The organism is Phytoactinopolyspora halotolerans, assembly GCF_010550675.1.
GTDB classification, from domain to species: Bacteria; Actinomycetota; Actinomycetes; order Jiangellales; family Jiangellaceae; genus Phytoactinopolyspora; species Phytoactinopolyspora halotolerans.
Map to the genome: position 1 here is coordinate 131,336 of NZ_JAAGOA010000008.1, position 25,137 is coordinate 156,472.

The 25,137-nt window shown below is 66.6% G+C and carries 27 protein-coding genes; 2 read left to right on the plus strand and 25 right to left on the minus strand.

Annotation, left to right across the window (positions count from 1 at the left end):
* Window positions 1-429 precede the first annotated feature (429 nt).
* The 25 genes from G1H10_RS13355 to G1H10_RS13475 all read right to left on the minus strand — a co-directional run bounded on the left by G1H10_RS13355 (window position 430) and on the right by G1H10_RS13475 (window position 20,222).
* The gene (locus G1H10_RS13355) at window positions 430-660 is read right to left on the minus strand and encodes a DUF2188 domain-containing protein (RefSeq protein ID WP_163738241.1); all 231 of its coding nucleotides are present in this window, start codon (window positions 658-660) and stop codon (window positions 430-432) included.
* Between the two features lie 107 nt (window positions 661-767).
* Window positions 768-1,493 (minus strand): SOS response-associated peptidase, encoded by a 726-nt coding sequence (locus G1H10_RS13360; RefSeq protein ID WP_163738244.1) that lies wholly within the window; start codon window positions 1,491-1,493, stop codon window positions 768-770.
* Window positions 1,494-1,574: 81 nt separating this feature from the next.
* Window positions 1,575-2,360 carry a DUF4926 domain-containing protein gene (locus G1H10_RS13365; protein WP_246219487.1) on the minus strand — a complete coding sequence of 262 codons (786 nt, stop codon included), beginning with the start codon at window positions 2,358-2,360 and terminating at the stop codon, window positions 1,575-1,577.
* Window positions 2,323-2,619 carry a hypothetical protein gene (locus tag G1H10_RS13370; protein WP_163738247.1) on the minus strand — a complete coding sequence of 99 codons (297 nt, stop codon included), beginning with the start codon at window positions 2,617-2,619 and terminating at the stop codon, window positions 2,323-2,325. The genes G1H10_RS13365 and G1H10_RS13370 overlap by 38 nt, the downstream gene beginning before the upstream one ends.
* 37 nt (window positions 2,620-2,656) lie before the next feature.
* On the minus strand, window positions 2,657-3,346 hold the full coding sequence (locus tag G1H10_RS13375) for a hypothetical protein (protein WP_163738250.1): 690 nt from the start codon (window positions 3,344-3,346) through the stop codon (window positions 2,657-2,659).
* Window positions 3,347-3,427: 81 nt separating this feature from the next.
* Window positions 3,428-4,258: a hypothetical protein gene (locus G1H10_RS13380; protein WP_163738253.1), complete on the minus strand. Its 831-nt coding sequence runs from the start codon at window positions 4,256-4,258 to the stop codon at window positions 3,428-3,430.
* Window positions 4,255-4,605 carry a hypothetical protein gene (locus G1H10_RS13385; RefSeq protein WP_163738255.1) on the minus strand — a complete coding sequence of 117 codons (351 nt, stop codon included), beginning with the start codon at window positions 4,603-4,605 and terminating at the stop codon, window positions 4,255-4,257. Before G1H10_RS13385 ends, G1H10_RS13380 begins: the two co-directional genes overlap by 4 nt.
* A gap of 80 nt (window positions 4,606-4,685) precedes the next feature.
* Window positions 4,686-4,982: a helix-turn-helix domain-containing protein gene (locus G1H10_RS13390; protein ID WP_163738258.1), complete on the minus strand. Its 297-nt coding sequence runs from the start codon at window positions 4,980-4,982 to the stop codon at window positions 4,686-4,688.
* Window positions 4,983-4,986: 4 nt separating this feature from the next.
* Window positions 4,987-5,346: a GntR family transcriptional regulator gene (locus G1H10_RS13395; protein ID WP_163738261.1), complete on the minus strand. Its 360-nt coding sequence runs from the start codon at window positions 5,344-5,346 to the stop codon at window positions 4,987-4,989.
* Complete coding sequence (locus G1H10_RS13400; RefSeq protein ID WP_163738263.1) at window positions 5,343-6,011, minus strand: hypothetical protein; 669 nt, start codon at window positions 6,009-6,011, stop codon at window positions 5,343-5,345. The genes G1H10_RS13395 and G1H10_RS13400 overlap by 4 nt, the downstream gene beginning before the upstream one ends.
* A gap of 779 nt (window positions 6,012-6,790) precedes the next feature.
* The gene (locus G1H10_RS13405) at window positions 6,791-7,018 is read right to left on the minus strand and encodes a helix-turn-helix domain-containing protein (RefSeq protein ID WP_163738266.1); all 228 of its coding nucleotides are present in this window, start codon (window positions 7,016-7,018) and stop codon (window positions 6,791-6,793) included.
* Window positions 7,019-7,328: 310 nt separating this feature from the next.
* Complete coding sequence (locus tag G1H10_RS13410) at window positions 7,329-7,664, minus strand: DUF5615 family PIN-like protein (protein WP_163738270.1); 336 nt, start codon at window positions 7,662-7,664, stop codon at window positions 7,329-7,331.
* Window positions 7,661-8,080, minus strand: coding sequence for a hypothetical protein (locus tag G1H10_RS13415; RefSeq protein WP_216853231.1), 420 nt, complete (start codon window positions 8,078-8,080; stop codon window positions 7,661-7,663). The genes G1H10_RS13410 and G1H10_RS13415 overlap by 4 nt, the downstream gene beginning before the upstream one ends.
* Before the next feature lie 82 nt (window positions 8,081-8,162).
* On the minus strand, window positions 8,163-11,144 hold the full coding sequence (locus tag G1H10_RS13420; protein ID WP_163738272.1) for an AfsR/SARP family transcriptional regulator: 2,982 nt from the start codon (window positions 11,142-11,144) through the stop codon (window positions 8,163-8,165).
* Between the two features lie 95 nt (window positions 11,145-11,239).
* A complete protein-coding gene (locus G1H10_RS13425) occupies window positions 11,240-12,166 on the minus strand; it encodes a hypothetical protein (RefSeq protein WP_163738275.1) in 927 nt (308 codons plus the stop codon).
* Window positions 12,154-12,780 carry a hypothetical protein gene (locus G1H10_RS13430; RefSeq protein ID WP_163738278.1) on the minus strand — a complete coding sequence of 209 codons (627 nt, stop codon included), beginning with the start codon at window positions 12,778-12,780 and terminating at the stop codon, window positions 12,154-12,156. Before G1H10_RS13430 ends, G1H10_RS13425 begins: the two co-directional genes overlap by 13 nt.
* A gap of 19 nt (window positions 12,781-12,799) precedes the next feature.
* The gene (locus tag G1H10_RS13435; protein ID WP_216853232.1) at window positions 12,800-13,207 is read right to left on the minus strand and encodes a pilus assembly protein TadG-related protein; all 408 of its coding nucleotides are present in this window, start codon (window positions 13,205-13,207) and stop codon (window positions 12,800-12,802) included.
* Entirely contained in the window at window positions 13,207-13,668 is a 462-nt protein-coding gene (locus G1H10_RS13440; RefSeq protein ID WP_163738285.1) for a TadE/TadG family type IV pilus assembly protein, read from the minus strand. Before G1H10_RS13440 ends, G1H10_RS13435 begins: the two co-directional genes overlap by 1 nt.
* Window positions 13,665-14,036 (minus strand): TadE/TadG family type IV pilus assembly protein, encoded by a 372-nt coding sequence (locus tag G1H10_RS13445; RefSeq protein WP_281354228.1) that lies wholly within the window; start codon window positions 14,034-14,036, stop codon window positions 13,665-13,667. Before G1H10_RS13445 ends, G1H10_RS13440 begins: the two co-directional genes overlap by 4 nt.
* 336 nt (window positions 14,037-14,372) lie before the next feature.
* Window positions 14,373-15,254 carry a type II secretion system F family protein gene (locus G1H10_RS13450; protein WP_163738290.1) on the minus strand — a complete coding sequence of 294 codons (882 nt, stop codon included), beginning with the start codon at window positions 15,252-15,254 and terminating at the stop codon, window positions 14,373-14,375.
* Window positions 15,248-16,147, minus strand: coding sequence for a type II secretion system F family protein (locus G1H10_RS13455; protein ID WP_216853233.1), 900 nt, complete (start codon window positions 16,145-16,147; stop codon window positions 15,248-15,250). The genes G1H10_RS13450 and G1H10_RS13455 overlap by 7 nt, the downstream gene beginning before the upstream one ends.
* Entirely contained in the window at window positions 16,144-17,445 is a 1,302-nt protein-coding gene (locus G1H10_RS13460; protein ID WP_163738292.1) for a TadA family conjugal transfer-associated ATPase, read from the minus strand. The genes G1H10_RS13455 and G1H10_RS13460 overlap by 4 nt, the downstream gene beginning before the upstream one ends.
* A gap of 206 nt (window positions 17,446-17,651) precedes the next feature.
* Window positions 17,652-18,455, minus strand: a complete 804-nt coding sequence (locus tag G1H10_RS13465; protein WP_163738296.1) for a hypothetical protein — start codon at window positions 18,453-18,455, stop codon at window positions 17,652-17,654.
* A gap of 11 nt (window positions 18,456-18,466) precedes the next feature.
* Complete coding sequence (locus tag G1H10_RS13470) at window positions 18,467-19,072, minus strand: SAF domain-containing protein (RefSeq protein WP_163738298.1); 606 nt, start codon at window positions 19,070-19,072, stop codon at window positions 18,467-18,469.
* Between the two features lie 406 nt (window positions 19,073-19,478).
* Complete coding sequence (locus tag G1H10_RS13475) at window positions 19,479-20,222, minus strand: DUF2637 domain-containing protein (protein WP_163738301.1); 744 nt, start codon at window positions 20,220-20,222, stop codon at window positions 19,479-19,481.
* Window positions 20,223-20,796: 574 nt separating this feature from the next.
* Between G1H10_RS13475 and G1H10_RS13480 the strand changes: the two genes are divergently transcribed.
* Window positions 20,797-20,949 carry a hypothetical protein gene (locus G1H10_RS13480; RefSeq protein WP_163738304.1) on the plus strand — a complete coding sequence of 51 codons (153 nt, stop codon included), beginning with the start codon at window positions 20,797-20,799 and terminating at the stop codon, window positions 20,947-20,949.
* Between the two features lie 430 nt (window positions 20,950-21,379).
* On the plus strand, window positions 21,380-25,033 hold the full coding sequence (mobF, locus tag G1H10_RS13485; RefSeq protein WP_216853234.1) for a MobF family relaxase: 3,654 nt from the start codon (window positions 21,380-21,382) through the stop codon (window positions 25,031-25,033).
* Window positions 25,034-25,137: the final 104 nt, after the last annotated feature.

A 25,137-nucleotide genomic window follows, 5' to 3' on the forward strand; every position in this document is an offset into this window, starting at 1 on the left:
GGGCTTACCACGACGGCTGACCAGCGAACCGCCCCGTCACCGTCCACAATGGCCAGCGCACGATAGCCGTCCCATTTCGGCTCGAACGCCCATCCCGGGCCGGCTGGTAACTCATCGGTGAGCGTCGCCAACATCGGCTCCATCCGCACACTCACCCCTCACCGACCGGCCCATCAGTGGTCACTCGTTCATATACGGTGTCACCACGGACGGGTAGCGTGCGAGCACTTCTGTGCTCTCCCAGCGCCGCCGCGGTCGTCGCGCAGCCCAGTGCCGCAAAGCGCGCCAACAGAACTCTCCATCTCCGCAGGCCACCAGGCGCATCGACGGGCTCTGCCCGCGAAGGACGATGTCGACATGCTCGCTTCCGGGATCGGCACACACACGATCACGGCATAGTGGCTGTTAGCCATCGTATTTCGCAGCCCACTAGCCCTCGATGTGCCTAGGATCTCGGCTACGCGGATAGGTGTTGCGCTCCCCGATCGTGCCGTCCCGCTTGTGGATGAAATGCTCGACGCCGCGCTTCTTGGCCTCCTCGCGACCTTGTTCCCGCGCCTCAGCCTTCCTCGCCGCGGTACTGATCGGGCGCTTCCCACCCTCGACGATGTTGGCCCAACCGTCACCATGCGGAACCGTGTGGATATCCTGCCCGGGCATACGTCCTCCTCCCACAGGCATCACCGCTACATCCACTCGGATACCCCGAACATCAGCACGAGATACACCCGACCACTCGGGCCCCGCACCGCGCGACACGAGCGGGCTCAGCGCACACCGGTTACGACGCCGGCAAAGGGTTCGATCAGTCCGGGATGGTTGATGCGCACGTTGCCCACTGCGGCTCCGACTGGTCGCGGGGCGAGTGCCTCCGCCACGCTCGCGGTGGTTCCCACGACGAGGTCGGTCAGCGCCGCCGTGTCCTCGTCGGTCCGGTCGAGCCACGCCGACGCATGCTCGGGCGACAGCACCGGCATCCGGTCGTGGATATGCGCCAGATCAGCAGCGAGCCGCGTCGTCAGTATGCTCGTTGATAACACCCAACGGTCAACATCCTCGGCCGGCAGGCGGGGGTCGCGCCGCCACTCGAACACACCGGCCATCACCAACGGCCGCTGAGGTGGGTGGATGTAGAACGGCTGCTTGCGCCCGTCGGGCAGACGCTGCCACTCGTAGTACCCGCTCGCAGGTACGATACAGCGGCGACGCGCGATCGCCGCCCGATACGCAGGCTTCTCGGCGACAGTCTCAACCCTGGCATTGATCATCTTCGCCGCACCAGACAAGTCCGTCGACCACGGCGGAATCAACCCCCACCGCGCCGCATGCAACTCCCGAGTGCTCGCCCCACCACTGGGCTCGACCACAATCGGCACACGGTCGGTTGGGGCCACGTTGTACGACGGTGCCAGATCCCGCGTGTCCCCTGCTACGGCGTCGAACTCTTCGAGCATGTCATCCACCGACATCGCCACCACATAGCGCCCGCACACGTCAGACAGAGTCTCACGAAACGGCGATGGTTGGGCTGGGCTGGGTGCCTGTAACGCTCGATCGGGTGCAAGGCCGCGCCGCTAGATCTCGATACCGAACGGGGTGATCTCGTCGGCGGTGAGGAGTAGGCACGACACGTCCGAAACGTCGAGCTGCTTGAGGTGTTCAGAGATCATCCTCTCGTAGCGTGCACTGGTTGCAAAGGGCGACGCTTCTGTTGACGGTTTTTCCGGCAGCTGTATGATCACGGTGACAGCGTGCTTGCCCCGAAAGACTGGATCGTCTTTGATGCGGACGTAGCGGAGTTGTGCTAGGTCTTGGCCCTGTGCCAGTCGCTGGTTCAACCACTTGAGCTTGCTCAGGATCAAGTCGGGCACGTTGAGTTCAGGAGCGGGCCTGATGTCCTTCTCCGTGACGGTCACGACTACACGCGCTTCACCGGCACCGGTGAGCTCGACTTCGTATCCGGCGCCGTATCCGTACACGCCGACGACAGAGCCGATCTCGCCTTGGACGAGTCTATGGTCCGGAAGGTCATGGCGCAGGATGACGAAATCGTGCTCGGTGTACGTCGGCGTGTTTTCGCTGGTGCTGAGCCGTCGTGCGCGTAGTCGCAGCACGCTGAGCAACTCGGCCAGATGGACCAGTCCCGCCGCCTCGCCACGCTCGGCTGCGTTCAGGCCGCTATCGTCCTGCTGATCAAGAAGAACGTCCAGGCGCGACTGCAGGCCGGGAGGGAAGCGCAGGTCCAACTTGTGCAGACCGAGCATGAGGCGCTCGTCTGCCAGATATGCATCAAGGTCACGGCCGGTCAAGGCGTCGGCGGCGTCAGAGCCGTCGAACCCGTACGGGTCCGACGCGTCCAAGATCTCGTCCAGTGCTACGGCGCAACCGGGTACGTGCGATGCGCTGATGAATGTGATCGACCACTTCCCGCACGTCGACCCGGGCGTCGACGTTGATCCATTCGACCAGATCCGTCAGCGCGTCCACGACCAGCCATGCGTCGCGCGCTGTGCTGATGTCGAAGGCGTCCTCACCAATGCGCTCGCCGACGAGGTCCCCCTGCGCGCGGCCGGCCACATCGGCGCGGCCGGTGCGGGCAGCGCCGTCCACCCCGGGCATAGGACACCCACCAACCTCACCGGAACCCGGCGCGTCATCACGAGTCGTCCTGTGCCTCGATCCTGCGTGTCCCCGCAGGTGGGACGTCGTGTCCTCGCCGTCGTTCCGCTTCGCGCTCTGCGTGTCGTCGGCGCGGTTCGGTGGGCGTGACGATGGCGACCTTGCCCTTGACGGTTGGGTGCCATTCGCTGTGTCGGTGCCATCCATGCTCGTGAAGTGCATCGTCGGCGCGGCTGAGGTCACCGACCCAGTCGATCTGCCACTCATCGATGGTCCAGGGCAGTTGCTCATCCGGGGTGATGGCTTTGACGACCAGGGCGGGGCTGCGTTCGAAGTTCAGCCAGGCCACGTAGCGGGCATCGTTACCGGCGAAGACCAATTCCGCATGCCTTGCAGTGTCGACGAGCATCACACCGACGGAGTTGGCCTGATCGATGTCGAACGTGGCTGCGGTGTCGCCGAACGAGGCAATGATCTTCTGAGCGAACATGTCGATCGCGATACTGAATGGGCCGTCTGCGCTGCGGTCCAAGCGCGGCAGGACGGTGATCCGCACATGACGTTCGTTTTCCTGCTCGACCCCGAGCGGATATAGCTGCTCCCGGGCAAGCGCGTCGTTGATGTGTTCGTCGGTGGCCAGCTCGACGGTGCGGACGACGTTGTGGTGCTCGTCTGAGATCTCCATGCGACGCGGGCTGGCATCGAGGTCCACATCAGCCGTGTACATGTGCGCTCCTTAGACGAGTGGTGCTCCCTCGGCTTCCACGGCAGCATCCACAGTGGCTCTCATCACGCTGAGCTTGGGGATTTAGTAGGACTGGTGCTGTTCCCGGCGGGTCTGGTCGTCGCTGGGCGGGTTGTGGTGGTTCCGGGCGAGGTCGCCAGCGCAGGTGAGAGCGTTGGCGAGCCGGCGAGCGCGGCAGCCGTCGAAGACGAAAGTGCGGGGCCGCTGGGTGGTGAGACGCATCTCTATCACCGGTGTCGCGGTGAACACGGTGTCGACGACGTAGTAGTCGGTGCTCGCGCGTTGTCGCAGCAGCACGGCCTCGTCAATGTGCCAGATCGCGAGATTGCCCTTCCAGTCGTCGAAGCCGCGTACGCGTTGGACGCGGACCGCGGCTGCGGTACAGCCTTGGCTGGGGCAGGTGTCCACCGTTTCCACGACACGGGCGACTTGGTTATCGCTGCAGCGCTCCAGGGTGACCAGCGCCCCCGGCGTGACGTGCGGGCGCTGAACAGGGTGCGTGTTGGCGCCGTACAGGTCTAGTTCGTCGGCGGCGAGAGTCAGGTCCTCGGCGAGTTGGCGGGCTTGGCAGTCGTTGTAGGTGTGGGCAACCGGTGGATCTTCTCGCCCGGTGACCACAGTGATCACCGGGCGGGTGCCGAAGTGGACCCACACGGCCAGGTCGTCGCCGAGCGAGGCGTCGACGCGCGTGCCGTGCACGGTGACGTCGCTGGTGTGGCGGGTCTCGATCTGGCCGGTGTCGAGGTGGCGGATGCGCACTGCGCGTGCTGTGCAGCCCTCGTTCGGGCACTCATCCAGGCGCTCCACGACCTCGGCGACCTTGTCGGGGTCTCCGTCGTGCATGACGACGTGGGCTCCGGGCACGATGTCCAGGGCACGGGTTGTAGTGGTCATGGCTTCGTCTCCTCATCCTGGTCGTGGCGGCGCGGCTGTGTCGGCATGTCGTCTGCGATGTCGGCTTGTTCGTTGACCGCGTCGGCCAGGTCACGGGCGGCTTCGGTATCCAACTCCACGACACGGTCGATGATGATCAATGAGACCGCGCGGGTGAGCGGGTTGGCTGCCACGCCGAGACCGGCGATCACGACGGGGTCCCACGCCGGCTGCGCACGGGTGTAGATTCCCCGATCGTTGTGGCACTCCGGCCCGACAGGCCGGGCACCAAGGCGGATGGCTGCGTCGATCAGGGCCTCCCCGTCCAGAGGGCATGTGCTCGCCACTACGTCGCCGTGTGTGCCCACGATCTGCACCGTGCCGTCGTTGGCATAGACGACCTCCCACCGGTCGGTTGGCTGTAGGTCAGCGTAGATCTGCGCACCGGTCAGAGGGGTTGAGCCGTCCGTGTCGCCAGCGGCTGCCGTGGCTGTAGCCACTCCAGGGCCGTTGACGACGCACATATCCTCCACCAGGTGGAACGTGGTGAGCTCAGCAACCGCGAACCGACGGTGGGAATGGACACCTGATACTCCAAGGCGAGGTCAGCCTCGCTGAGGAAGACACCCGGGCCCAGCTCGCCGGTCTGGATCCTCGTCGCGAGATGCTCGGCGAGCTTGCGGTAGACGAAGTCAGGCTCGCCACGGTTCGGATCGAAAGGCCCAACTCTTGTGCTGTTGGTCATGGGTTCACCGGCCTATGGTGTTTATGGAGGGATCGTGCGTACACACCGCTTCTGCTGAGCGGTGCTGGCCGCCACGAGCACGGTCTCGGGGCGTGGCGATGAAGTTGCCCTTGGCCGGCAGCGTGATCACTAGCCCGCGCTCGCGAAGTTCATCCGTGGCCCGCCGAATTGTGCCGATCGAGACGTCTAGCATCAAGGCAAAGTCCTTCTCGCCCGGCAGGCGCGCACCACGGGGAAGTATCCCTGATTCAATGCGCTCAGCGATGAAGTCCGCCGCCTGCAAGTACAAGTAGCCGGGGGTGTCTATGCGCTCCCACTCTGTGAGCGCATCCCGCCAACTCTGCTGGTCGTGCTCCCCAGTCATGAGCCACTCGCACAACCGCGATCGGCGTCGATCATGACGCACCCGAGGGCACGTACGGTCGACCAGGGAATGATGACTGTCTGGTTCAGTACAGCCGATTCGCGACGCCGACCGGCAGTCGTGGGTCCGGAGATCATCAGACCTAGATGCGTCGCGCCTCCCGGCTCGGGAGAGAACACAGGTGCTTGGAACAGGCGCACGAGATGCAGCGCGTGCGGTCCCGTCTCGCCGCACCAACGGACGAGCTTGGGCGTTTCGTGGTCGGCACGGATCCAGGTCACACGCGTCGGTTCGTCGGCGAACTTCCATGCCTTCTCCGCGGCGGCTCGTGCGAGTGCTTCGGCGGCCTGGGCGGCATCGGTTTGGTCGATGCGTGTCACACAGTCGTCTACCCGCACGGAGACCTTGCGGTGGAACATGTCGAGGGCGATCAGCGGGTTCGGTCCGAAGATCTCGTCCAGTCTGGGTTGGACGCTGACGGCGAAGCCGCGGTCAGGGCCTTTGTCGAGGCGGTAACGCGGGCCGAACGGTTCGAGGCCGAGCCGGGCCAGGGCGGCGTCGGGATCCTCGTTCTCATCGAGCACGCTGTAGGTGACGAGCTCACCGTCAGAGCTCTCGATTTTCAGGTCGCGCACCGGGAGCGTGCGGATGGTCGCCATGTACATCAGGCCTCTCCTCCGCACGGCAGAACACGTTGGGGTTTGGCGTCCGCGGCGTGGTGCAAGGAGAGAGCGCCCAGTCTGTCGAGCGCGGCATGCCTCGGAACAGGTATATGACTCATCGTGGTCTCCTCCTGGTTAGGTCAGTGAGGGTTTCAAGAGCCGCCACGGAGTAGGCGCTACGCGACGGTCTGTCGGCCTATTCAGTTGTTCGCACCGCAAAGACGAGCGCCACGGCGGTGTTGAACCGGTTGTGTGGGCGACAAGGTCGAGCTTAGCGGCGGCCGCTAAGGTTGCCAAGTTGATCTAGAGGCAGCACGATTTTCCACGGCAAACTGAGGACTGGCTCCAACGCACGCCAGGTATCAAGTATTTGGCGACGCCCGTCATGGCGCCCACGTGTGACGCTCTACTCCGGGGCGACGCGGGCTTGGCACATGGTGGCGGCCCGGCCCATGTCGTGCCGCCGACTGCCGGCGGGTTGTACGCCGCAGCCCGAGACCACAGGGAGCAGCAGCAGCTACGCTTGGTTCCACCCTCAGCTGTTCAGAACTTGTGAACGCGCACGCGGTCGGCTTCCAGGTCCACGCTGGGTGTGCGTCACGCCCACCGGCGACGTCGGCAAATCCCCGCGCAAACGCATGTTGCTGCCCACCCGGCAGCGGGACGGTGAACCCACCGTTGCTTCGCTGAGCGGTACCCGACGGTCCGCCAGGTACACGTCGACTTCGTCGCCGACCGTCGTTAGAAGACTTCCTTTCGAAACCGCCGTCGGGGTTTCGCTTTCACCGTGAACGACCTTCGGCGATCTGCTGTGCACGGTTGGGGTGGATGCCGAGCGCTTCACCGATCTGGCGATGAGACCAGCCTGCCTGCCGCAGCTCGAGCACGGCGGCGCGACGGACGCTGCGCAGCTCGGCGTGAACTTCAGCGAGCTCGTCCTCCATCCTGGCGACTTCGAGAGCCCGCTGCACCGGGTCTGCAATCGACTTGATCCGGTCGACCTCGGCCACTGGTTCACCCACTCGCCGAGCGTATCCGTGCACACGATGACGTTCCCCTTGGCGTCCTTAGCGGGCGCCGCTAAGGACGGCTCGCAGCTGTGATAACCGCATACTGCTGATGACTCGCGTGGGTCCAGCACCCCCGCAGGGGCGGGGCCGTCGCAGAGCGCCAACTCTGTGACGGCCCCTTGGTCGCCTCACTGACCTAACCAGGAGGCGACCCATAGGTACCGTATCGGGCATCGGACGTCCGCTGATCCACACCGGTCCATTGACGCCTGACACGAGTCGCGTTTCGACGTATGCCTATGCCGACGGCTCAGTCCGTTGCGGGCCAATGGGGACCGAGGTAGGGGTCCGAGTTAGCTTGTGCCCAGCGGTCGAGGATCTTCGCGAGGCCGGCGGCCTGCGCGCCGCCGGCCGGGAGGTTCCGCTTCAATACGAACACCAACACGACGTCACGTTCAATAGAGAAGTCGACGACGTTCTCGGTGACGACGGCACGCCCTTCCGCGCGGGCCAGCGCGGCGACCTGGGCATCATCGGCTGCTTGTAGCCCGACGTCGAAGACGTGCACGGCATCGTGACCGTGACTCTCGCGCAACAGTTCGGCCGCGGCCGGCGGGAACATCTCGTCGATGAGAAACGCGTTCACGCAAGCAGTGCCTCACGCTGGTGCGCAGCGCGCTGACTGTGTTCGGCCATCGCGCGGTTGCGTTCGACCCGCTCGCGGATCTCGTCGGCGTTCTCGGCCGCATAGTCGATGGCGATACGGATCAACCGTGGGTGCAGGTCCGACTCCGCGGCCAGGGTGGCGATGCGCTGCTCTTGGCTGCCGTCCAGTTCGCGCAGGCGTGCGATGATCTCCCACACATCCGGGCCGGCGGCCAACGCGGCGCGTCGGTCGTGCGCCGGGCCCCTGAAGATGATGCCGGGATAGTCGAGTTGATCCACGCCCTCGACGATGAGCCGCTCCAACAACGCCGTGGCGCTCACCCCGTCACGGGCGGCGCGGACTGCCAGGCGTTGTCTGGCGGCATCATCAATGCGGAACGACGTGCTTCTGGCCACGACTCCACCTCCGTCTCATTCCACTCCCGAGTGTAGCGCATATGAAGCGTACGCGCGCTGCGGCTGAATCGGAAGCGATGACTCACCCCGCGTACTTCGCACTGACGGGATTCTCAATCTGTTCGATCAGCGCCACGGTGTCTTCTTCGAGGTCCCCGCCGAGCTCGTCGGCCAGATCGCGTAGCCGAGCGATCAACGCCAGTGCGCTAGCGCGCGTGCCGAGACGTACCTCGGCCTTGAGTCGGTCCCTCCACAACAGCTCAGAACCCGGCTCGATGTCGAGCCCGCGTACGGCTGCCGTCTGCGCGGCCCGGAAATCCCCCGCCTTGAGTGCGCGTTCGGCAAGCTCATGGGCGGCGTCGACGATGGCGGCGATCATCTCCTGCGCGTACATGTCCGCCCACGCATAGGATCGGCTGCGCACACCACTGAACGGACGGGCGCGCACCAGCCCAAGAGCCCGTTGCAGCGCCTCAATGCTGGCCCCTTCAGGTCCGTCTGCAAGTAGCTCGCACCAGTCGTGCCAGTCAGATCGAATGTCGGCATGGAGTTCGTACCTGTCGGTGGCGTGAGGCAGGTACGCCGCTCCCGAGGGGTGGGTTCCCAGCCAGCGCCGCAGCGTGGACACGGCTACAGCCCGGGTCTTCGGCGTTCGGCTGGCCGGCCAGATCGCCTCATCCATAGCGTGGATGCTGCGCGCCGGACGCAGCGACAGGTAGGCGGCGACCTGGACGGCTTGTCCTCGCTTGGTCGGATCCAGCGGCCCAGTCGCGCCGACGACGTCTGGTTCGCCGAGCAGCAGCACGCGGGGATGCTGCGTCTGCAGACCCGGTTCAGCCGGCCGCGTTTCCGTCGGCGGCTGTTCGTGGGCAGTCTCCACCGCGGATGGCATCGTGTCGTGTCCGCCGGTGTGACCGTTTCCGCGGTGGTCGTCGGCGTCGGCGTACGGCAGCGTGGTCGGTGCGGTGCCGGCGCTCGGGACGTCACGCAGAGCAAGTTCGGGAGTGACGGCGCCGACAGGGTCGGCGTCGGCCGACGAGAGGAGTCCGACGATGTGCGTGTACATGATGTCGTTGAGTTGCTGTGGACGCAGAGCGACACCGAGAGGTTCGAGCAGAGCATCGTCCGCACCGTTGATCCGTAGTGTCCAGTCCGCCGGCATTTCCATGTCGGTCGTGACGGCCGCGATAGCCAGCCGGGGACGTTGATCCACCAGCGCTGTGAGTCGGTCACGTTGAGCAGTGGTCAGCGGTGTCGCGATGAGGAGGATTTCCGGTGTCCATATCGCTTCAGCTTTCTGTGCCACCCGCGCGCCGGAGACGTCATCGACCGCGGACTGTGTCGACAGGTCCCGGTCGGCGGCGGCGCGCATCGCGAGCGAGCGCAGGAGGTGATCAATGTCGGTGACGTGGCGAACCCGACCGGTGTGCATGGCCTCCAGATCGGGGTGCGCTCCGATGAGGGTGACTTGGACGTCGTCCGCCCACCTACTCAGGGCGTATTCGGCCGCGAGAGCGGTCATGAACGCACGCGCACACGCGTCGTCGCCGCAGACACGCAGCGTGCCGACGTGTTCCAGGTCGAGCATGACGTGCGCACCGTCAAAGTCATGGCCAACAGTGACCAGACTGGGAAACGGCGCTGGCCACTCGCCAGTCTTGTCGAGCGCCTCCTCGGCGGCGCTGGTCAAGGCCCATACGGTGCCGTCGCTGCTGCCGGAAAACGGCGCTGGAAGTTCGGCGGGTTCGGCCAGATACAGCTCGATCTGATCACGGCACACCCGAACCGCACGCAACGCGGGCAGCGCCTGGCGATCCGTGGCCATGCCGCGAGCTAATGTCCGCAGGGCACGGTCCACCAGGGCCACGCTCGCAGGATCGCCGACGTGGCGCAGTTCGGCTTCGGCCGCGGCGGCGTCCGGTTGGGGGCCGGGCACGCGTTGGCCGTACTTGCGTCGGCGCTGCTGCAGCACCCGTCGGGCGGTGAGCAGCGTGATCACGCCGGCGGCAAGGAACGAGCCGATCCCAGCAGTCGTCCTGACCAGGCTGCTAGGGCCGCCGTCGTCAATATCGCTGTCCGTCGGCGATGCTGCGGCCGGATCCGCCGCGAGACGATGCTCGACGGAGTAGCCGTCCGTCGTCGAGCCTGTGGTGGCGTCTTGGGCGTCGCCATGGTGGCCGAACCGGGCCGTATCGGTCTGTCGGTCGTGCCCAGGCTCGGCGCCGCTATTCGCGTTTGCGACATCTCGTCCTTCGGGGATATTGCGTTCAGACGTGTCCTGGGCGGCGTCAACGACCGGTTCGTCGGCTCGCGATGGTTTCGTGGCGTCGGTGCCGCGTCGACCGGAGTCGGGCAGCACTTCTTCCGCGACATGTGTGTCAGGTGGGATGGTGAGTTCCCAGCCGGGGTAGATCAGGTCGGGGTCGGTGAGTCGTCGCCCGTCGGGCTGGATGGTGTCGGCTGAGGCTTCGGCGATCTCTGGGTACCGGGTCGGATCGTGGAGATGGTCGTCGGCGATGTCCCACAGCGTGTCCCCGGATTCGACCACGTAGGTCGTGTGGTCCGGCTGGCGTGGTTCGTCGTAGGCGTGTGGACTTGGGGGTCCATCGGGGGCCGGTGCGTCATCGTCGTCGGTGTCAGCTGGTGCCGTCGGTACGGGTCGCCAGTCGTCCACGGTGGATGCGGAAGCGGCGGCTGGTGCCGAGCCCGCCATGGTGGCCGACCCGACGCTGATTCCGATCACGGCGGAGATCAACATTGCCGCTGCTCGTTGTTGTGGCCCCAGCGTGGGTATGCGTGGTGCTCGCACTCCCCGTACAACGGCGGGAATCTCGACGACGACGGCGATGGCGAAGGTCAACCAGCCGATCCATCCCAGCACCGTCAGGGTGGCCACGAACAGGCTGCCGTCGTCAGGAGTCGTCGGAACGGATGTGATCTCATCGAGGCTGACCAAGTTCGACGACCAGGGCCACCCGTCGATGAGCCACAGCCCGTAGGGAACGCCTGCGAGCAGACAGAGCAACACGAAGAACGCAAGAAGGCCACGCGCGACCTCGGCCACTCGCCTGCCTCGATTCGGCCTACGAAGGTTCACCTGTTGCCCTTTCCCTGTACCGACCGTTCCGCCTGGTAACTCCGTTCTTCCTCGTCGCGCGTCTACCCTTGTTCGATCAGTTGGCGTTCGCCGATGCGGATGCGAGCACTTGTGGTGAGTGGGTCGACGTCGAGAGTCCCGGTTTCGCCGGTGGAGGCTTCCCAGGTGGCCGTCCAGTGTGTGGTCACGCTGACCGTGTATGCCCGATCCGGCTCTCCCCGGCTGGTGCGCTGGTACATATGGCCACAGGACGGCGACTCCCGCACCCCCATCTCCGCGCTGTACGCCGTCCCCGGCTCGACACAGGTGTGGGAACGTCCATCCCCCATGTCCCACACGGCCTCGTCGGCCTCGGCCGTCACGGTCACGGTGACTCCACCCTCGGACGCCTCGCCCGTAATCGGGCCCCACGTTTGCGGCGACGGGTTCTCGACCCACATCCAGACCGGCGCACCCACCAAACCCATAGAGTCTGGGTCTTCATCTATCGGTGTCGGTGCGATACCGACCTCGGCTGGCTCCAGGCCGAAGTCGTCGAGGATCTCCTGTGCCAGCTGTTCCGGGTCGACGGGCGGCGGACCGATCGGACTTTCCGCTAGCCACATCCATCCGCCTTCGTCGTAGCCACAGTTGGGCTCGGAGATGCCGTTGAGGCGTATCCAGTGGTAGATCCAACCGTTGGGATAGTCCTCCCAGATTCCTTGGAACAGGGGCGGTCCGCCTGGTCGGAACCAGTCCGCTTCGTCGTCGGTGGCGGCCCTGAGCCATCGGTTGTCCAACTCCTCGAGGAAGACGTAACCATCGATGTTGCAGGCCGGGCCGTCCGGGTCCTCGTTGTCCGGGACGCACGCCCAGCCGTTCCAGCTGGTTCCCTCCGGGCAGTCGCCTACGTCCGGAGGTTGTCCGGACGCCCATGCGATGCCGGGCGCCGCGAGAACGAGGCCACCGCTCACGATGAGGATCTGTAGCCGACCAGTCATGGTGAGCATGGCTCATTCAGTGTGAGATCGATCTCGAGAAGTGTCCAGCCTGGCTCCGGCGGGAGGTAGTTCCAGGTCATGTCCCAGCTCTGGTACTGGGCCGGCTCGCTGGGCGGCTCGTACGGATTGCCGTCATAGTCGACCGCCTTCAGCTCTGTCATGTCCAGGCACGCCCGCGACGTGGCGCTGACTGGCTCACCGTCGTCAGAGAGCTCAACGTCGCTGATCTCGTGCGTGGCGATGACCGTCTCACCGACTTGCTCTATGTCGCTGCGACCCCAGGCACCTAGCCAGCTCGCGAGGTCATCTTGCGCGCCCATGTCGGCCGGCCAATCCAAGACCAGCTCGGTCGCCCAGGTCGGGTTCTCCGACGCGTAGTCGGACGTGTTCATCCGGGCGTCGTCCCACGCAGCGATGAGCTCGTTGAAAACCGACTTGATGTCCTCGGCTGCTCGTTCCTCTGGACTCGGGGTGGGCGGGGAGGTCAGCGGTGGCGTGGTCGGCTCGCCGGTTGTCTCGGTGGGTTCGGCGATTGGGTCGCCGTCGTCGTCGCTTGTGCAGGCTGCAAGCACGACGGCGGCGATGCCGGCGAGGGCGAAAGGAAGGTGCATTCGTGGTGTCATATCGCCGTCCGTCCTTGGTCTAGAGGCCTTCGGTGATCCGCACGGTAGCTTGACCTTCTCCGGCGACGCTGGTGATCCCGATGATCGACAAGAACACCGTGGCCTCGGTGGTGGTGGTCGTGACGGTGATCAGGTCGCCGCTGATCGATACGTTGCCGTTGACGCCGGCCTCGGCGAGGTAGGTGTGGGCGGCCGCGATGGCTGCGGTGCGGTCGAGTCCTGTTCCGCCGATTAGGTCAGCGCCGGTGATGTACTGACCGGCAGCTCGTGCGGCCTCGGCCGCAGCGTTGTCGGCGCGCTGCATCGCCGCGATCTTCGAGCCGCCGTCGTACACCAGGCCGATGACGGCGATGAGGGCGACGGCGAGGACGGCGAGCATTGCGGTGATCGATCCCCGCTCGGGCGTGTTTCGTGGTCTCGTCGTCATCATCGTGTCCGGTAGGTGTCGATGGGACTGATGGCCGTCTTGGTCGCTGTGCGTGCGGTCATGCCCGGGATGGGTAGGTCCATGACCTGAATGGGGCAGGTGATCGTCACACTGACGGTGGCGTGCTCGCCAGCTGGAGCGTGGAAGCCGGCGGTGTCGACATCGATCGTGGTGGATCTGCAGGTCGTTCCTCGATCGGCCAGCGCCATGGTTGCTGTCTCATACGCGGCACTGACGGCGGCAGCCGGGCTGCGCGCCAGTGACGCGGCTCGCGCAGCATCGGCCGCGGCCTGCTCGACAGCGTTGGCGTCGCCGGTGACGCGTCCTGCCAGGGCCAGCACCGCCACGATGAGCAGGAGCGCCGGGGCGCCGACGGCGAACTCGACGGTCGCCGAGCCACGATCGTGGCCAGGCCGTCCTCGGCGGCGGCCTGGCTGCGGTTGCGCTGCGGCGGACGTCACGGCGTGGTCCAGCCCTTCAGCGGCGCGGTCGACGATTCGGTGACGCTCAGGTCCATACCGGGGATCAGCGACGGAGAGCGGCCGGTCACGGTGATGGTGACGGTGTCGCCGTCGCTGGTCTGGGCGACGGTGTCGATGTCCAATCCGCCAGCACGGGTGATGAACTCGGTGGCGCGGGCGGCCCCGTCGGCGCGAGTTTGCGCTGAGGCCGCGCGGGCGCCTTCTTGTGCACCTCCGAGCGCAACGTTGCGAGCGTGCCACCACAGCCCGCCCTGCACGATCAACCAGATCATCAGCAGGACAACAGGCATGAGCAGTACCATTTCCACCGTGAGCGATCCCCGCTCGCGTTGGCCATATCTGCGCATATCGGCTCCCGGTGCTAACCCTGGCCCAAGCGTCGTCAGGGTGTGATGTCGCTTTCGTTAGACATGACCGCCGAAGTAATCCACCCAACGACGAGTGCGGCGAGTACGACGAGTGCTGCGGTGAGAATGGCTTGTTCGGTGGAGAGCGAGCCGCGTTCACGTCGGACGGCGCGGGTACTGCCCGTCTGGCGCGCGTGCGTGAGTAAGGCGTTTAGCCATGCGCCTGCGTATATGCCGAGTGTGTTCATGGCATTCGTTCCTCCATCAGGACTTCTAGAAGGGTCGTGTTTCTTGCCCTGGTTGTCGGTGTCGGGGGTTGGTGGCCTCCTGCGTGTGCTAGACGGTTTGGGTGATCATGGGGACGATCAGGATGGTCAAGAACACGATCGTCGTCATGGAGACCGGTACAGTGGCGCGTTCGGTGCGCGCGCCGGCTCGGGCCTTGTCGAGGTTGAGCTGCTCGTCCCGCATGCCGGTGGCGCGGTCGCGCAGCACGTCGACGATGCTGGCGCCCTTGTTTCCGGCGAGGGCGACGACGGTCGCGGTCTTGGTGAGACTGGGTAGGCGTAGGTCCTCGCCGACGGCGCGTAGCGCGTCCCAGGGTTGCCGGTCATTCAGTTCGGCTCGGGCGAGCTCGTGGCGCAGCCGGTGGAATACCCAGGAGTCGGCGACGTGGGCTGCGTCGTGCATGGCTTGATGCAGACCGACACCTGCGGCAAGGTCCATGGCGACAAGGTCGACGTAGGAGGTCATCGTCCGGTCGAACTCGGCGCGTGCGGTGCGTGCCTGTTCGGCGACGTTGTAGTTCGGCACGTACGAGGCCACGACTGCCAGGACGAGCCCGGCCACCGATGGGATAGCTACCGGCGGGGCGGTGCCGAACACGCTCATGCTGGCTGCGGCAGCGGCGGGCGTTGCAAGCCCAATGAACGCGAAGATGATCTTCTCGCCGATGAACCGGGTGACCGGGATGCGCAACAGTTCAAGATCGTTGTGTGGGATCCGCAACGCAGTCCACGTTCCCGCGACGGCGGCCATGCGTCGGCCGAGGCGGTCGGCGACGCTACCGTCGGTAGCCGCGACGGTGTAAGTAGGTGCTGCGCCGGTGAGGCGGGCGATGGCATCGCCGGGGTGAGGCTGGCGAGGTACGTACTCGCGGATCAGCAGCGCTAGCCCGGCGCCGGCGACCATGCCGCAGGCCACGATCAAGGTCACCATGTCAGACCCGCTTTCGTGACCCCTGCGGAGGGCGTCACGGCGGGGGTGAGCATGCGTGGCTGCCGTGGAGGAGTCGTGACATGCCTGAGCCAGACCAGGCAGCCGGCATACAGGCCGAGCAATCCGGTGAGCACGAGCTGCCCGGTAGCAGTGCGGTAGAAGTCGGCGTACGGGGTGAGCAGCAACGCTGCGATCCCGACGGCCGTGATGGCCGTGACGGTGCGTGCGGTGGAGCGCAGCTTGGCCCGCTCGGCGTCGATGGCGCGGCGGGCGGCGACATCCTGGGCCACGGAGCCGGCGAGGTCGGTCAGGAAACTAGCCAGGCGCGGGCCGCGGCGCCGGGTGCCGAGGATCAGCGCGGCGGCGATCTTGTCGCCGGTGTGGTCGTCAAGATCGTCGGCGAAGGCGCGCAGCGCCGCGGTGGTGTCCCAGCCGGCGTGGAGTCGACTGACCAGGCGTCCAACCTCGTCCCTGATGGGCACCGGGGTGTTGTCCAAGCTGTCGGTTATGGTCTGCTCGACCCCGCCACCGGCGCGGATGACAGCGGCGAGTTCTCCGGTCCACTGCCCCATCGCCTCCACGCGGGCGTTGTCCGCCGCGACGGTGCTGGTCTGCAGCAGGAACGGCAGCCCGATGGCCGCAGCCGGAACGGCGAGGACAGCGAGCACCCACCCAGTCGCCAGCCACGCCATCGCTCCGACCAGCACGGCACCCGCGTACACGGCACGACAGCGACGCTGCCCAGCCGTCGCACCGGCCAGACGGCGCGCACGGTGTCTCCACGTCAACGCCGGCTTGGCCCTGTCGACCGGGACGCGGGCAAGCCCGACGGCAAGAGTCATGAGTCCACCGAGTAGACACATCGCGCACAGCGCGGCCAGCAGGGGGTTCACAGTGCCCCTCCCCTCGGTACCGGCGGGCTGTAGCCGTGCTCCGCCAAGTCAGCAACCCAGTCCGGCATATGGCCGACGATCACCTCGCCGGACGGGGCGCGGCGGAACACGTCCGTGACCGCGGGATGTCGGTCTTCTCCCGGGGTGATGGCGACGACTTCGCACACTTGCCGCTGACGGCGCCGCCGGCCGTCGTCCGCGGTGATGTCGCGCTTGTCCAGGTGCACGATCAAGTCGATATGCTCGGCGATCTGCCGGTAGGCCCACTCCTGGATATGCCCGCCAACCTTAATCGCGCAGGTCACCATCCGCTCAATCGCGGCTCGGGCCGAGTTCGCGTGAATCGTCGATAGCGTGCCGGAGCCGGCCTGCATCGCCTCGAACATCTGCAGGATCTCCGGGCCGCGGACCTCGCCGACGATGACCCGGTCGCCGTTGTGCCGCAGCGCGTCGTACCCGGCGCGCTCGAGCGTGTACTCGCCCAACTGTCGGCCGTCCGGGCCGAGCTCTCCGGAGCCGGGCCGGTATTGGAACGCGATCACGCGATGATGCCGATCGGGGAGCTTGTCCAAATGCAGCTCGTACTCAGTCTCGATCGTGATGAGCTTCTCGCCAGGCGGGATCTCGTTCGCCAGCGCCCGCACCAGGGTGGTCTTGCCGGTGTCCATGTTCCCGGTCACCACGATCGAGCGTTTCGCCCGCACTGCCGCCGCTAAGAACTCGGCCACTTCGCGGGGAAACGTGTCATACTCCAGCAAATCGTCAAGGCCGAGATCGATCAGGCGATGCCTCCGGATGGTGCACACAGTCTGGCCGGTGACCCATCCCGTCGCCGCCAACCGGTGCCCGCCGGCGAGGGTGAGGTGCAGCGTCGGGGTGGCCTCGGTGAATGTGCGCTCCCCCGCGCCGCCGCGGGCGGCCAGCCGGGCCAGCATCGCCACCAGTTCGTCCTCGGTGTCGGCGATCGGCGGGAGCGTGCGCCGACGCCCTCGGTGGTCCACCACCTCCACCTTCTCTGCGCCGTACACTTCGATGTTCTCCAGCGTCGTGTCATCGATCAGGGGTTGCAGTCGCCCCAGCCCGAACACGGCGTTGAATACGGCGTCGGCGTACGCGGGCTCGCTCTCCGGCGTGACGCCCGGTTGACCCAATGCTCGTTTGTCCTGATACGCGTCGTCCAAGTGCTCGCGCAGGACCTCGGAGATGATCTCGCGTCCGACACGGCGTCGACGCTCCTCACTGCCCACGCCGTCGACCCGGGCGAGGCGCTCGGATACCTCATCCTGGAATCGCCGCACCAGCTGCCAGTCGATGCCGTTCGCTCGTGTCCTCTCCGGCGCTGCCCATCCTGTGTCCGGCCTGTTCGTTCCCTGTGTGGGACCGAGGCCAGCGGTGAGAGAAGCCGCCGAGGCGCGATCGCGGTTGGGGCCGCGCCCGTTTCCGTTCGTGGTGCGCATGGCCGGTTCGTCGTCGGCAAAGATGGGCAAGTCTGCGAAATCGCCAGTCACTTCCGCCGCACCCCCCGCCCCGCGGTCGACGGCGCGCGACCGAGTAGCTCGCGGCGTCGGGCCGCCACGACTTCAAGTTCAGTGATGGCGCTTCGGACGCTGCGCATGAGCGGTGACAGTTCCAGCTTCCTGGCGCTTCGTACCTCCTGCCCGCCGCAGAGCTGCTCGGCAGTGGCGGGGTCGAACGCCAACGACGCCCACACCGGCAATCCGGTCCGTTCAGTGAAGAATTGCCCCCGCACCGGGCGGCCCTCACCCACCAGGACGAGTCCGACGTGGTCGACGGCGACGTCCGTGGCTCCCCGCAATAGGGCCGCGTTCGCAGTGACCGAAACGGCGTCGTCCAGACGGGTCCGCGATACCACGGCGATCAGGTCGGCCGCGTCGAGAAGCGGGGTCGGCGCGTTGGTCATGCCGAGCCGACCTGCGTCGATGATCACGTCGACACCGTCGCGGCGCGTCATCGCCGTCAGCGCCTGGGCCAAGCCCATCCAGAACCCGGTCGTGAGATCCTCGCGCTGGGCCGCGGTGGCCATACCTGGAACGAAGCGGCGGTCCGGATTCAGCGGGAATACGATTCCCGCCTCGAGCAGCGTGTCGATGTCCAGGTTGCCGCCGCGATGGGCCACGACCAGCTGACCGATGTTGGGCCGCGCGCCCAGCTGTCCGCGGAAATGTCCGGCCTTGATGCTGCTCGACCCGGACACATCCGCCTCGACCAAAATCGCGGACCTGGGCCACATTAACGTCAACGCCAGCGCGGACGTGGTGACGCCAGGCGCGCCGCGGGTAGAAGTCAAGACGAGCATCGTCATTGGCCTGGCCCGTGCTCGCGCGAGTCCAACACGATCCCGACCCGGCCCGTCGCCACCCGCGCGGCCAACTCCGCCCCGGTCGCGGCATCGACGATCACGTTCACCATCACGAAGCCGGTGTCGATCGGCTCGACGCTGAGCACGGTCGCCTCGATCGCCTCCGGTGCTGCCTCGGGTGGGTCATCACCCGGATTCGGGGTGCTCACCACCCGGACCCGGTCACCCGGAATCAGAGGCTCGGTCGGAAGCTGCTGCGGCGTCACCGCGACGCCGACCACAGAATCGCCGACCGCGGGAACGACCGCAGCGGTTACCGCAGCAGGGGTGAGAATGCTGCCCGCACTGAGATCCGCGGCCGCCCGCTGACCGGCGACCTCGGCGGCCTCGCCAGCCGGGATCGGTGTCAGAGCTGCGTCCGGGTTGACCGAGGCGATGGTGAGGTCCGATGCCTGGATCGCTTCGCCACGTGGCACGTCGGCGGCGAGTGCAATCACGTCCACCGTGTCGCCCAGCGACTGCGCCAACTGATACGCACCACCGCCGCCCAGTGCAAGTAGCCCCAACGCCAGCCCGATCACACCTTTGCGTCGCGTGTAACGCACCCGTGGCTCATGCAAAACGCGCTGCGTAGACGGCCTACCGACGCGTAGCTTCGCTCGCCTATTCGCGGACTTCTCATCAATAGTCGTGCTCATACGCGCGGCCCTGGCCTGTTGCTACCGCGGCCCGCCGCTGTATACGAGTCCGTCTGTCGCTTCCGTCTCCCCTTGCTCATCGACACCCTCCGCCACAGGCCATCCAACGCAACATCCGGCAGAAACGTGTGTCACCGTCGAGATGACATTTCCGAACATTGCTTCATTTCAGATAGTCAACCCACATAAAGTATGGTGGCCCGTCTTCTTTGACAGCACAAGGGGCCACACCGAAATCAAAGATCGTCCGACCGTCGCGAACCCGCGGATTCTCCCCGTTCCGTGCCGTGCTCGATCGCGCGTGTCAGGCCGGCTACGGCGGCGCCTCGGCTCGGTGGGCACCGTTGGAAGCCGCGTTCACGACGGAGCCGTCGGGGACATATTCGCGCACGCCGCTGACTGCTGAGGCCGGGCTCAGGGTCGCGCCCTCGGTACGTCGCACGGCCTGCAACCACCGCCGCCCCGTCGCCGAGGACACGCCGAAGTGCTCGGCCACCATCGCGCCCGTCACCGCCGAGCCGGACGTGGTCACGGCTTCGATCCACGCGCGCAGCTCCTCCGCCGTCGGCCGTTGCGATCCGGCTCCGCCGCCTGGCCGGGAGTCCACCCCTGAACGTGACGACTGCAGTGTCGACACTGGCGCGACACGATGCGCCGACGCGCTCACTGATCGCTGGGACGGCGGCGCCAGCAGGACGACCAACATGTGCGAAGCCAGCAGCAGCGCGATCGCCGGGACCGCGCTGACCAGAGCCGCCGTCGACAGACTCACCACGGTGAGGTCAGCGTGCGTGCGCGCATGCAACGCGTTGCCCGACACACTCACGAACGCGGCCGCCGTCAACGTGGCCCACGGATACCAGGCGATACGCCAACCCCGCGGTCGCAGCAGGACGGCCGCGACCGTGGCCACGCAGATGAACCCATCCACGATCAACGGCCACAGCCACGCAAGCCGCCCATTCACCCCGGCTGCCACCGCCAAGTAGCGCAGCGCATCGAAGGACAACGTGAACGCCGAAAGCCCGAGCACAGCCACCGCTGCCGTCAGCACCATCAGGACTCGTCGTCCTTCCGGCGTCGCACCCGGCAATCCTTCACGCGGCTGAACCGCACCGTCGCGAACGTCCGCGGGGGTCTGCCCTGGCTCGACAGAGCTAGAAGTCTCCACACCTTTAGGGAGCCCCTCGACCGCGCACATCGCGTGGAACACGGCCCAAGACGCCGACGCCGCATCGAATCATGCTGGCCGACGGCGCAACCATGTCCACAGCGTCGAGCCACGTGGCGTGCGACGTATGTGCGGTCGTCCCGAGCGAAGCCCCGCGTCCGGTCGATTGTCCGCCCGACGCGGCCCGTCAACCATTCCGTATCGCGCCGCCTGACCGCCCCGAATCAGCCACAGTCGTCGCATGTGCCCTCTCGGCCCCGCCCTGCCACGATATCGCCGGCAGCCGATCTTGATATCACGTCCTGCCCGGGCGCTCGGCACCTCAATCCCATACACGTCTGGCATCCTCAGCTCAGTTCCGTTCGCACAGCCGTTCGCATGTGCGGCCCCAGAGGGCTCCCTATCCCTATACGACGCAAAGCGCGACGACGTCGCTGGCAGCACGGACAGGGAGCAACTCATGACCGTCACGTTCACCCAAGTCCTCCGGTGCGGACTGTGCCAGGGCGTACACCCGCACGACGAGTTGGTAGGCGACACCGGCCGACGCGTCGTCGACCGGGCCATCCTCGTGTGTCGCCAGTGCGGCTACGTCACCACCCGGCCGCGATGACGCATCCAAACATCGGCTACAGCCACCACGACTTCAGCTTGCCGGGCGCGGTCGCAATCGCCGGCCGGCAGAAGCGCTGCCGGCTCGAGTCATGCGGGCGCTGGTTCGTCGCTACGGTGATCACGCAGCGGTACTGCTCACCTGCCTGCCGCGCGTGCGCATGTCGAGCGCAATCCGACGAGCCCGCCGCGCGCACGTGCGAGTGCTGTACGCGCACACTGAGCGGGCACCGTGCGGATGCGCGGTTCTGCTCGCCGGCATGCCGCGCGCGGGCATGGCGGATGCGCACGCGCGTGGCCCGTAGGGGTGCATGCGCAGCTTGCGGCGCCAGCCTGGCCGGGCGACGCACCGATGCCACGTTCTGCTCGTCGGCATGTCGCGCACGCGCATTCCGAGCAGCGCGCTCGGCGGGCGGCAGGTGAGCCGTCCAATGATGTCGATTAAGAAGCTACACGCCGGCGACGGCTACACCTACCTCCTGCGCGGCGTGGCCGACGGCGAAGGCATGCCCGGGGTGATCTCCCCGATGACGCGCTACTACGCCGAGTCCGGCCATCCACCCGGCCGCTGGATGGGCACTGGGCTGGTTGGACTCGCCAACGGAGACGGCGTTCCCGCCGGATCCATGGTCAATGAGCAGCAGATGGAACGGCTGTTCAAGGACGGCACCGATCCGGTCACGGCGGTAGCGCTGGGTCAGCGCTATGCGCATCCGAGATCGTGGCGTGAACGCGCCGACGCGCGTATCCGCGCCCTTCCCGCCACGCTCACAGCCGATGAGCGCGCCGCGCGCACCTGCCAGATCGAGGACGAGGAACGCCGCCGCCCGACCCGTCGGCCGGTGGCCGGGTTCGACTGCGTGTTCTCTCCGCCGAAATCGGTGAGCGTGCTGTGGGCGCTCACCGATCACCAGACGCGCGTTCAGATCGCTCGCGCGCACCATGACGCCGTCGATCAGGTGCTGCGCGTGATGGAACGCGACGTCGCACGGACCCGAATCGGCACCGACGGCGTCGCCCAGGTTCAGACCCGCGGGGTTGTCGCCACCGCTTTCGATCACTATGACTCCCGCGCGGGGGACCCGCAGCTGCACACGCACGTGGTGATCGCCAATCGGGTGCAAGGACCCGACGGCAAGTGGCGCACCCTAGACTCGCGCGGCTCGCTGTTCCCTGCGGCCGTGGCAATGAGCGAGTTGTATGACACGCTGATTGCAGACCGGCTCACCGCCGACCTTGGCCTCGGGTGGGAACGCCGCGGCACACCGGTCAAGCCGAAGAACCAGACCTGGGAGATCATCGGAGTGCCGGACGAGCTGATCACCGAGTTCTCCCAGCGTGCGGCAAGCATCGAAGCCGTCAAAGACGACCTGATCCAGGCATACCGGGAGGCGCACGATCACGACCCGGACGACGCCACCATCGTCCGGCTGCGCCAGCAGGCCACCTACACCACACGGCCGGACAAGACGCTGCGCTCCCTACAGCAGATGATCGCCGGCTGGCGCACCCGCGCCAGCCGTGTACTCAAGCGCGACTCCGCGCAGTGGGCAACCTCCGTGGTCGCCCACAGCCGCACGTCGCCCGCGCCGCCGGAGGACGCGCAACGCCTGGTCGAGGAGTTCGCGCATGCAGCGCTCGCCGAACTCAGCGAGCAACGATCAACCTGGCGCACCTGGAACGTCCGCGCGGCCGCTGCTCGGGCATCGATGCCCCATCGCATAGCGAGCGCCGACGAACGACACGCGCTGATCGACGCCATCACGCAGCGGGTGGCCGAGCTCTCGGTATGCATCACCCCACCCGAGCTCACCACCACGCCGACGGTATTCCGCCGAGCTGACGGCAGCTCGGCGTTCACGCGCGACCACGACGACGTATTCACCACCACCGAGATCCTCGCCGCCGAAGACCGACTACTCGCCGCTGCCGACTCCCTGACGGCTCCCGTCGTCGATCTCGACGTGGTCACCCACGCGACCGGTTCAACACCGCCAGGCGCGACGGTGTTGTCTGACGACCAGGCCGCTGCCGTCGCCCAGATCACGACCAGCCAGCGCGTCGTCGACGTACTGGTCGGGCCGGCGGGAAGCGGCAAGACCACCGCCCTTGCATCATTGCGCGCAGCATGGGAGGCACAGCACGGACCCGGCAGCGTGATCGGGCTAGCGCCCTCCGCCGCAGCGGCCGAAGTCCTACGGCACAGCCTGGCCGTGACCACGGAGAACACCGCGAAATGGCTACACGAATCCACCGGCCTCGCGGCACATCGTCGCCGCGAGCGATACCAAGACTTACTCGCTCGCCGCGCCGCCCTCCCCGCACACGCGGCCGATCGGCTCGATACCGCGCTCGCCGCCATCGCCCATGACCAGCGCCAGTGGTCATTCCAACCCGGACAACTGGTGATCGTCGACGAAGCCACGCTCGCCGGCACCCTCACCCTCGACGCGCTACGAGCCCAAGCCGAACATGCCGGAGCCAAGCTGCTGCTGGTCGGCGACTGGGCACAGCTGTCGTCCGTGGAGGCAGGAGGCGCATTCGGCATGCTCGTGCGCGCCCGCGGCGACCGTGTCCCCGAGCTGACCGGTGCACGGCGCTTCGCCCACGACTGGGAACGCGCCGCCAGCATCCAACTCCGCACCGGTGACACCGACGTCATCAAGACCTACCTCGCGCACGACCGCATTCGCGACGGCGACACCGAACAGATCCTCAAATCCGTCTACCAAGCCTGGCTCGCCGACGAAAACGCCGGACAGCGGTCTCTGCTCGTCGCCGCCGATGCCGCCACCGTGCGCGAGCTCAACCTACGCGCCCGCGCCGACCGCATCGCCAACGGCGCCGTCACACGATCTGGGGCGATTCTGCACGACGGCACGCATGCAGGGCGAGGCGACCGCGTCGTCACCCGCCACAACGACCGCAGCCTCGCCAGCGGACCTCACTCGTGGGTGAAGAACGGCGACCAATGGACCGTCACACGCCAACACTGCGACGGGGCACTCACCGTCAAGCGCGCACACGGCGGCGCCATAATCAAGCTGCCCGCCGCCTACGTGGCCGAGCATGTCGAACTTGCCTACGCCTCCACCGTGTACAGGGCGCAAGGATCGACAGTTGATACATGCCACGCCGTCGTCACCGAAACCGACATGACCCGCGAGACCCTCTACGTCGCCATGACCCGCGGCCGCCTCACCAACACCGCTCACGTCGTCACCGACCAACTCGACGAAGAGATCTGCGACGACGAGACACACCTCGCCCGCGACATCCTCATCCGCGTCATGCAGCGCAGCGGCGCCGAACTCTCCGCCCACGAAACCATCGCCGCCGAACAAGACCAAGCCGTCAGCATCGCGAAACTCGCAGCCGAGTACGAGACTCTTGCTCGCGAAGCCGCCACCAGCTACTGGACCGGATTACTCGCAGCCCCTCTGTTCTCGCGTACGGCCGCCGATCCGACACACTCGCCGTCCTACCCCGCGTTCGTCGCTGCCGTTCGCCACGCTGAAGCCGCCGGACTCGAGGCCAACCATCTGGTCCCTCGTCTCGCCACTACCGACGACCTCCGAGCGGCCGATGATCCACTCGATGTGCTCAGCCGCAGGATCGCACAGGTCACCGATCACGCGGCAGCCACCCGGCCAGACCGAACGCGGCACCGCCTCATAGCCGAGCTCATCCCAACCGCCACGCACGTCAGCGATCCCGACATGGAGCGCGCACTACGCGACCGCGAAACACTGCTCGAAAATCGCGCCGCCACGCTCACCCGCGAAGTGCTCGCCCAGCAGCCACCATGGCTAACCGAACTTGGCCCAACACCCTCCGATAGGCGGCTGCGCGAGCAATGGCTACAACACCTCACCACCGTCGCCGTCTACCGCGCCCGCCACGGCCTCCGAGGCGACGACGCACTCGGCGACGAGCACAACCAAAGCTGGTCATACCGCGCAGACCGCCGCCGCGCCCGACACGCGATCGAAGCTGCTCGTCACATCAGCGACACACCCGACTCGCTAAGAGCTTCGCGGAGGCAGCGACACCGAGCGCGGCCCAACAACACGACTTCATTGTGACGATGCCCGCGGTACGCACATCCCGGCACCGGAAGCCACCAACAACACCTGCAGGGCCTCGCCCACATCTGCCCAACAGCTCGAGAACACCGCCCTACGAGGGT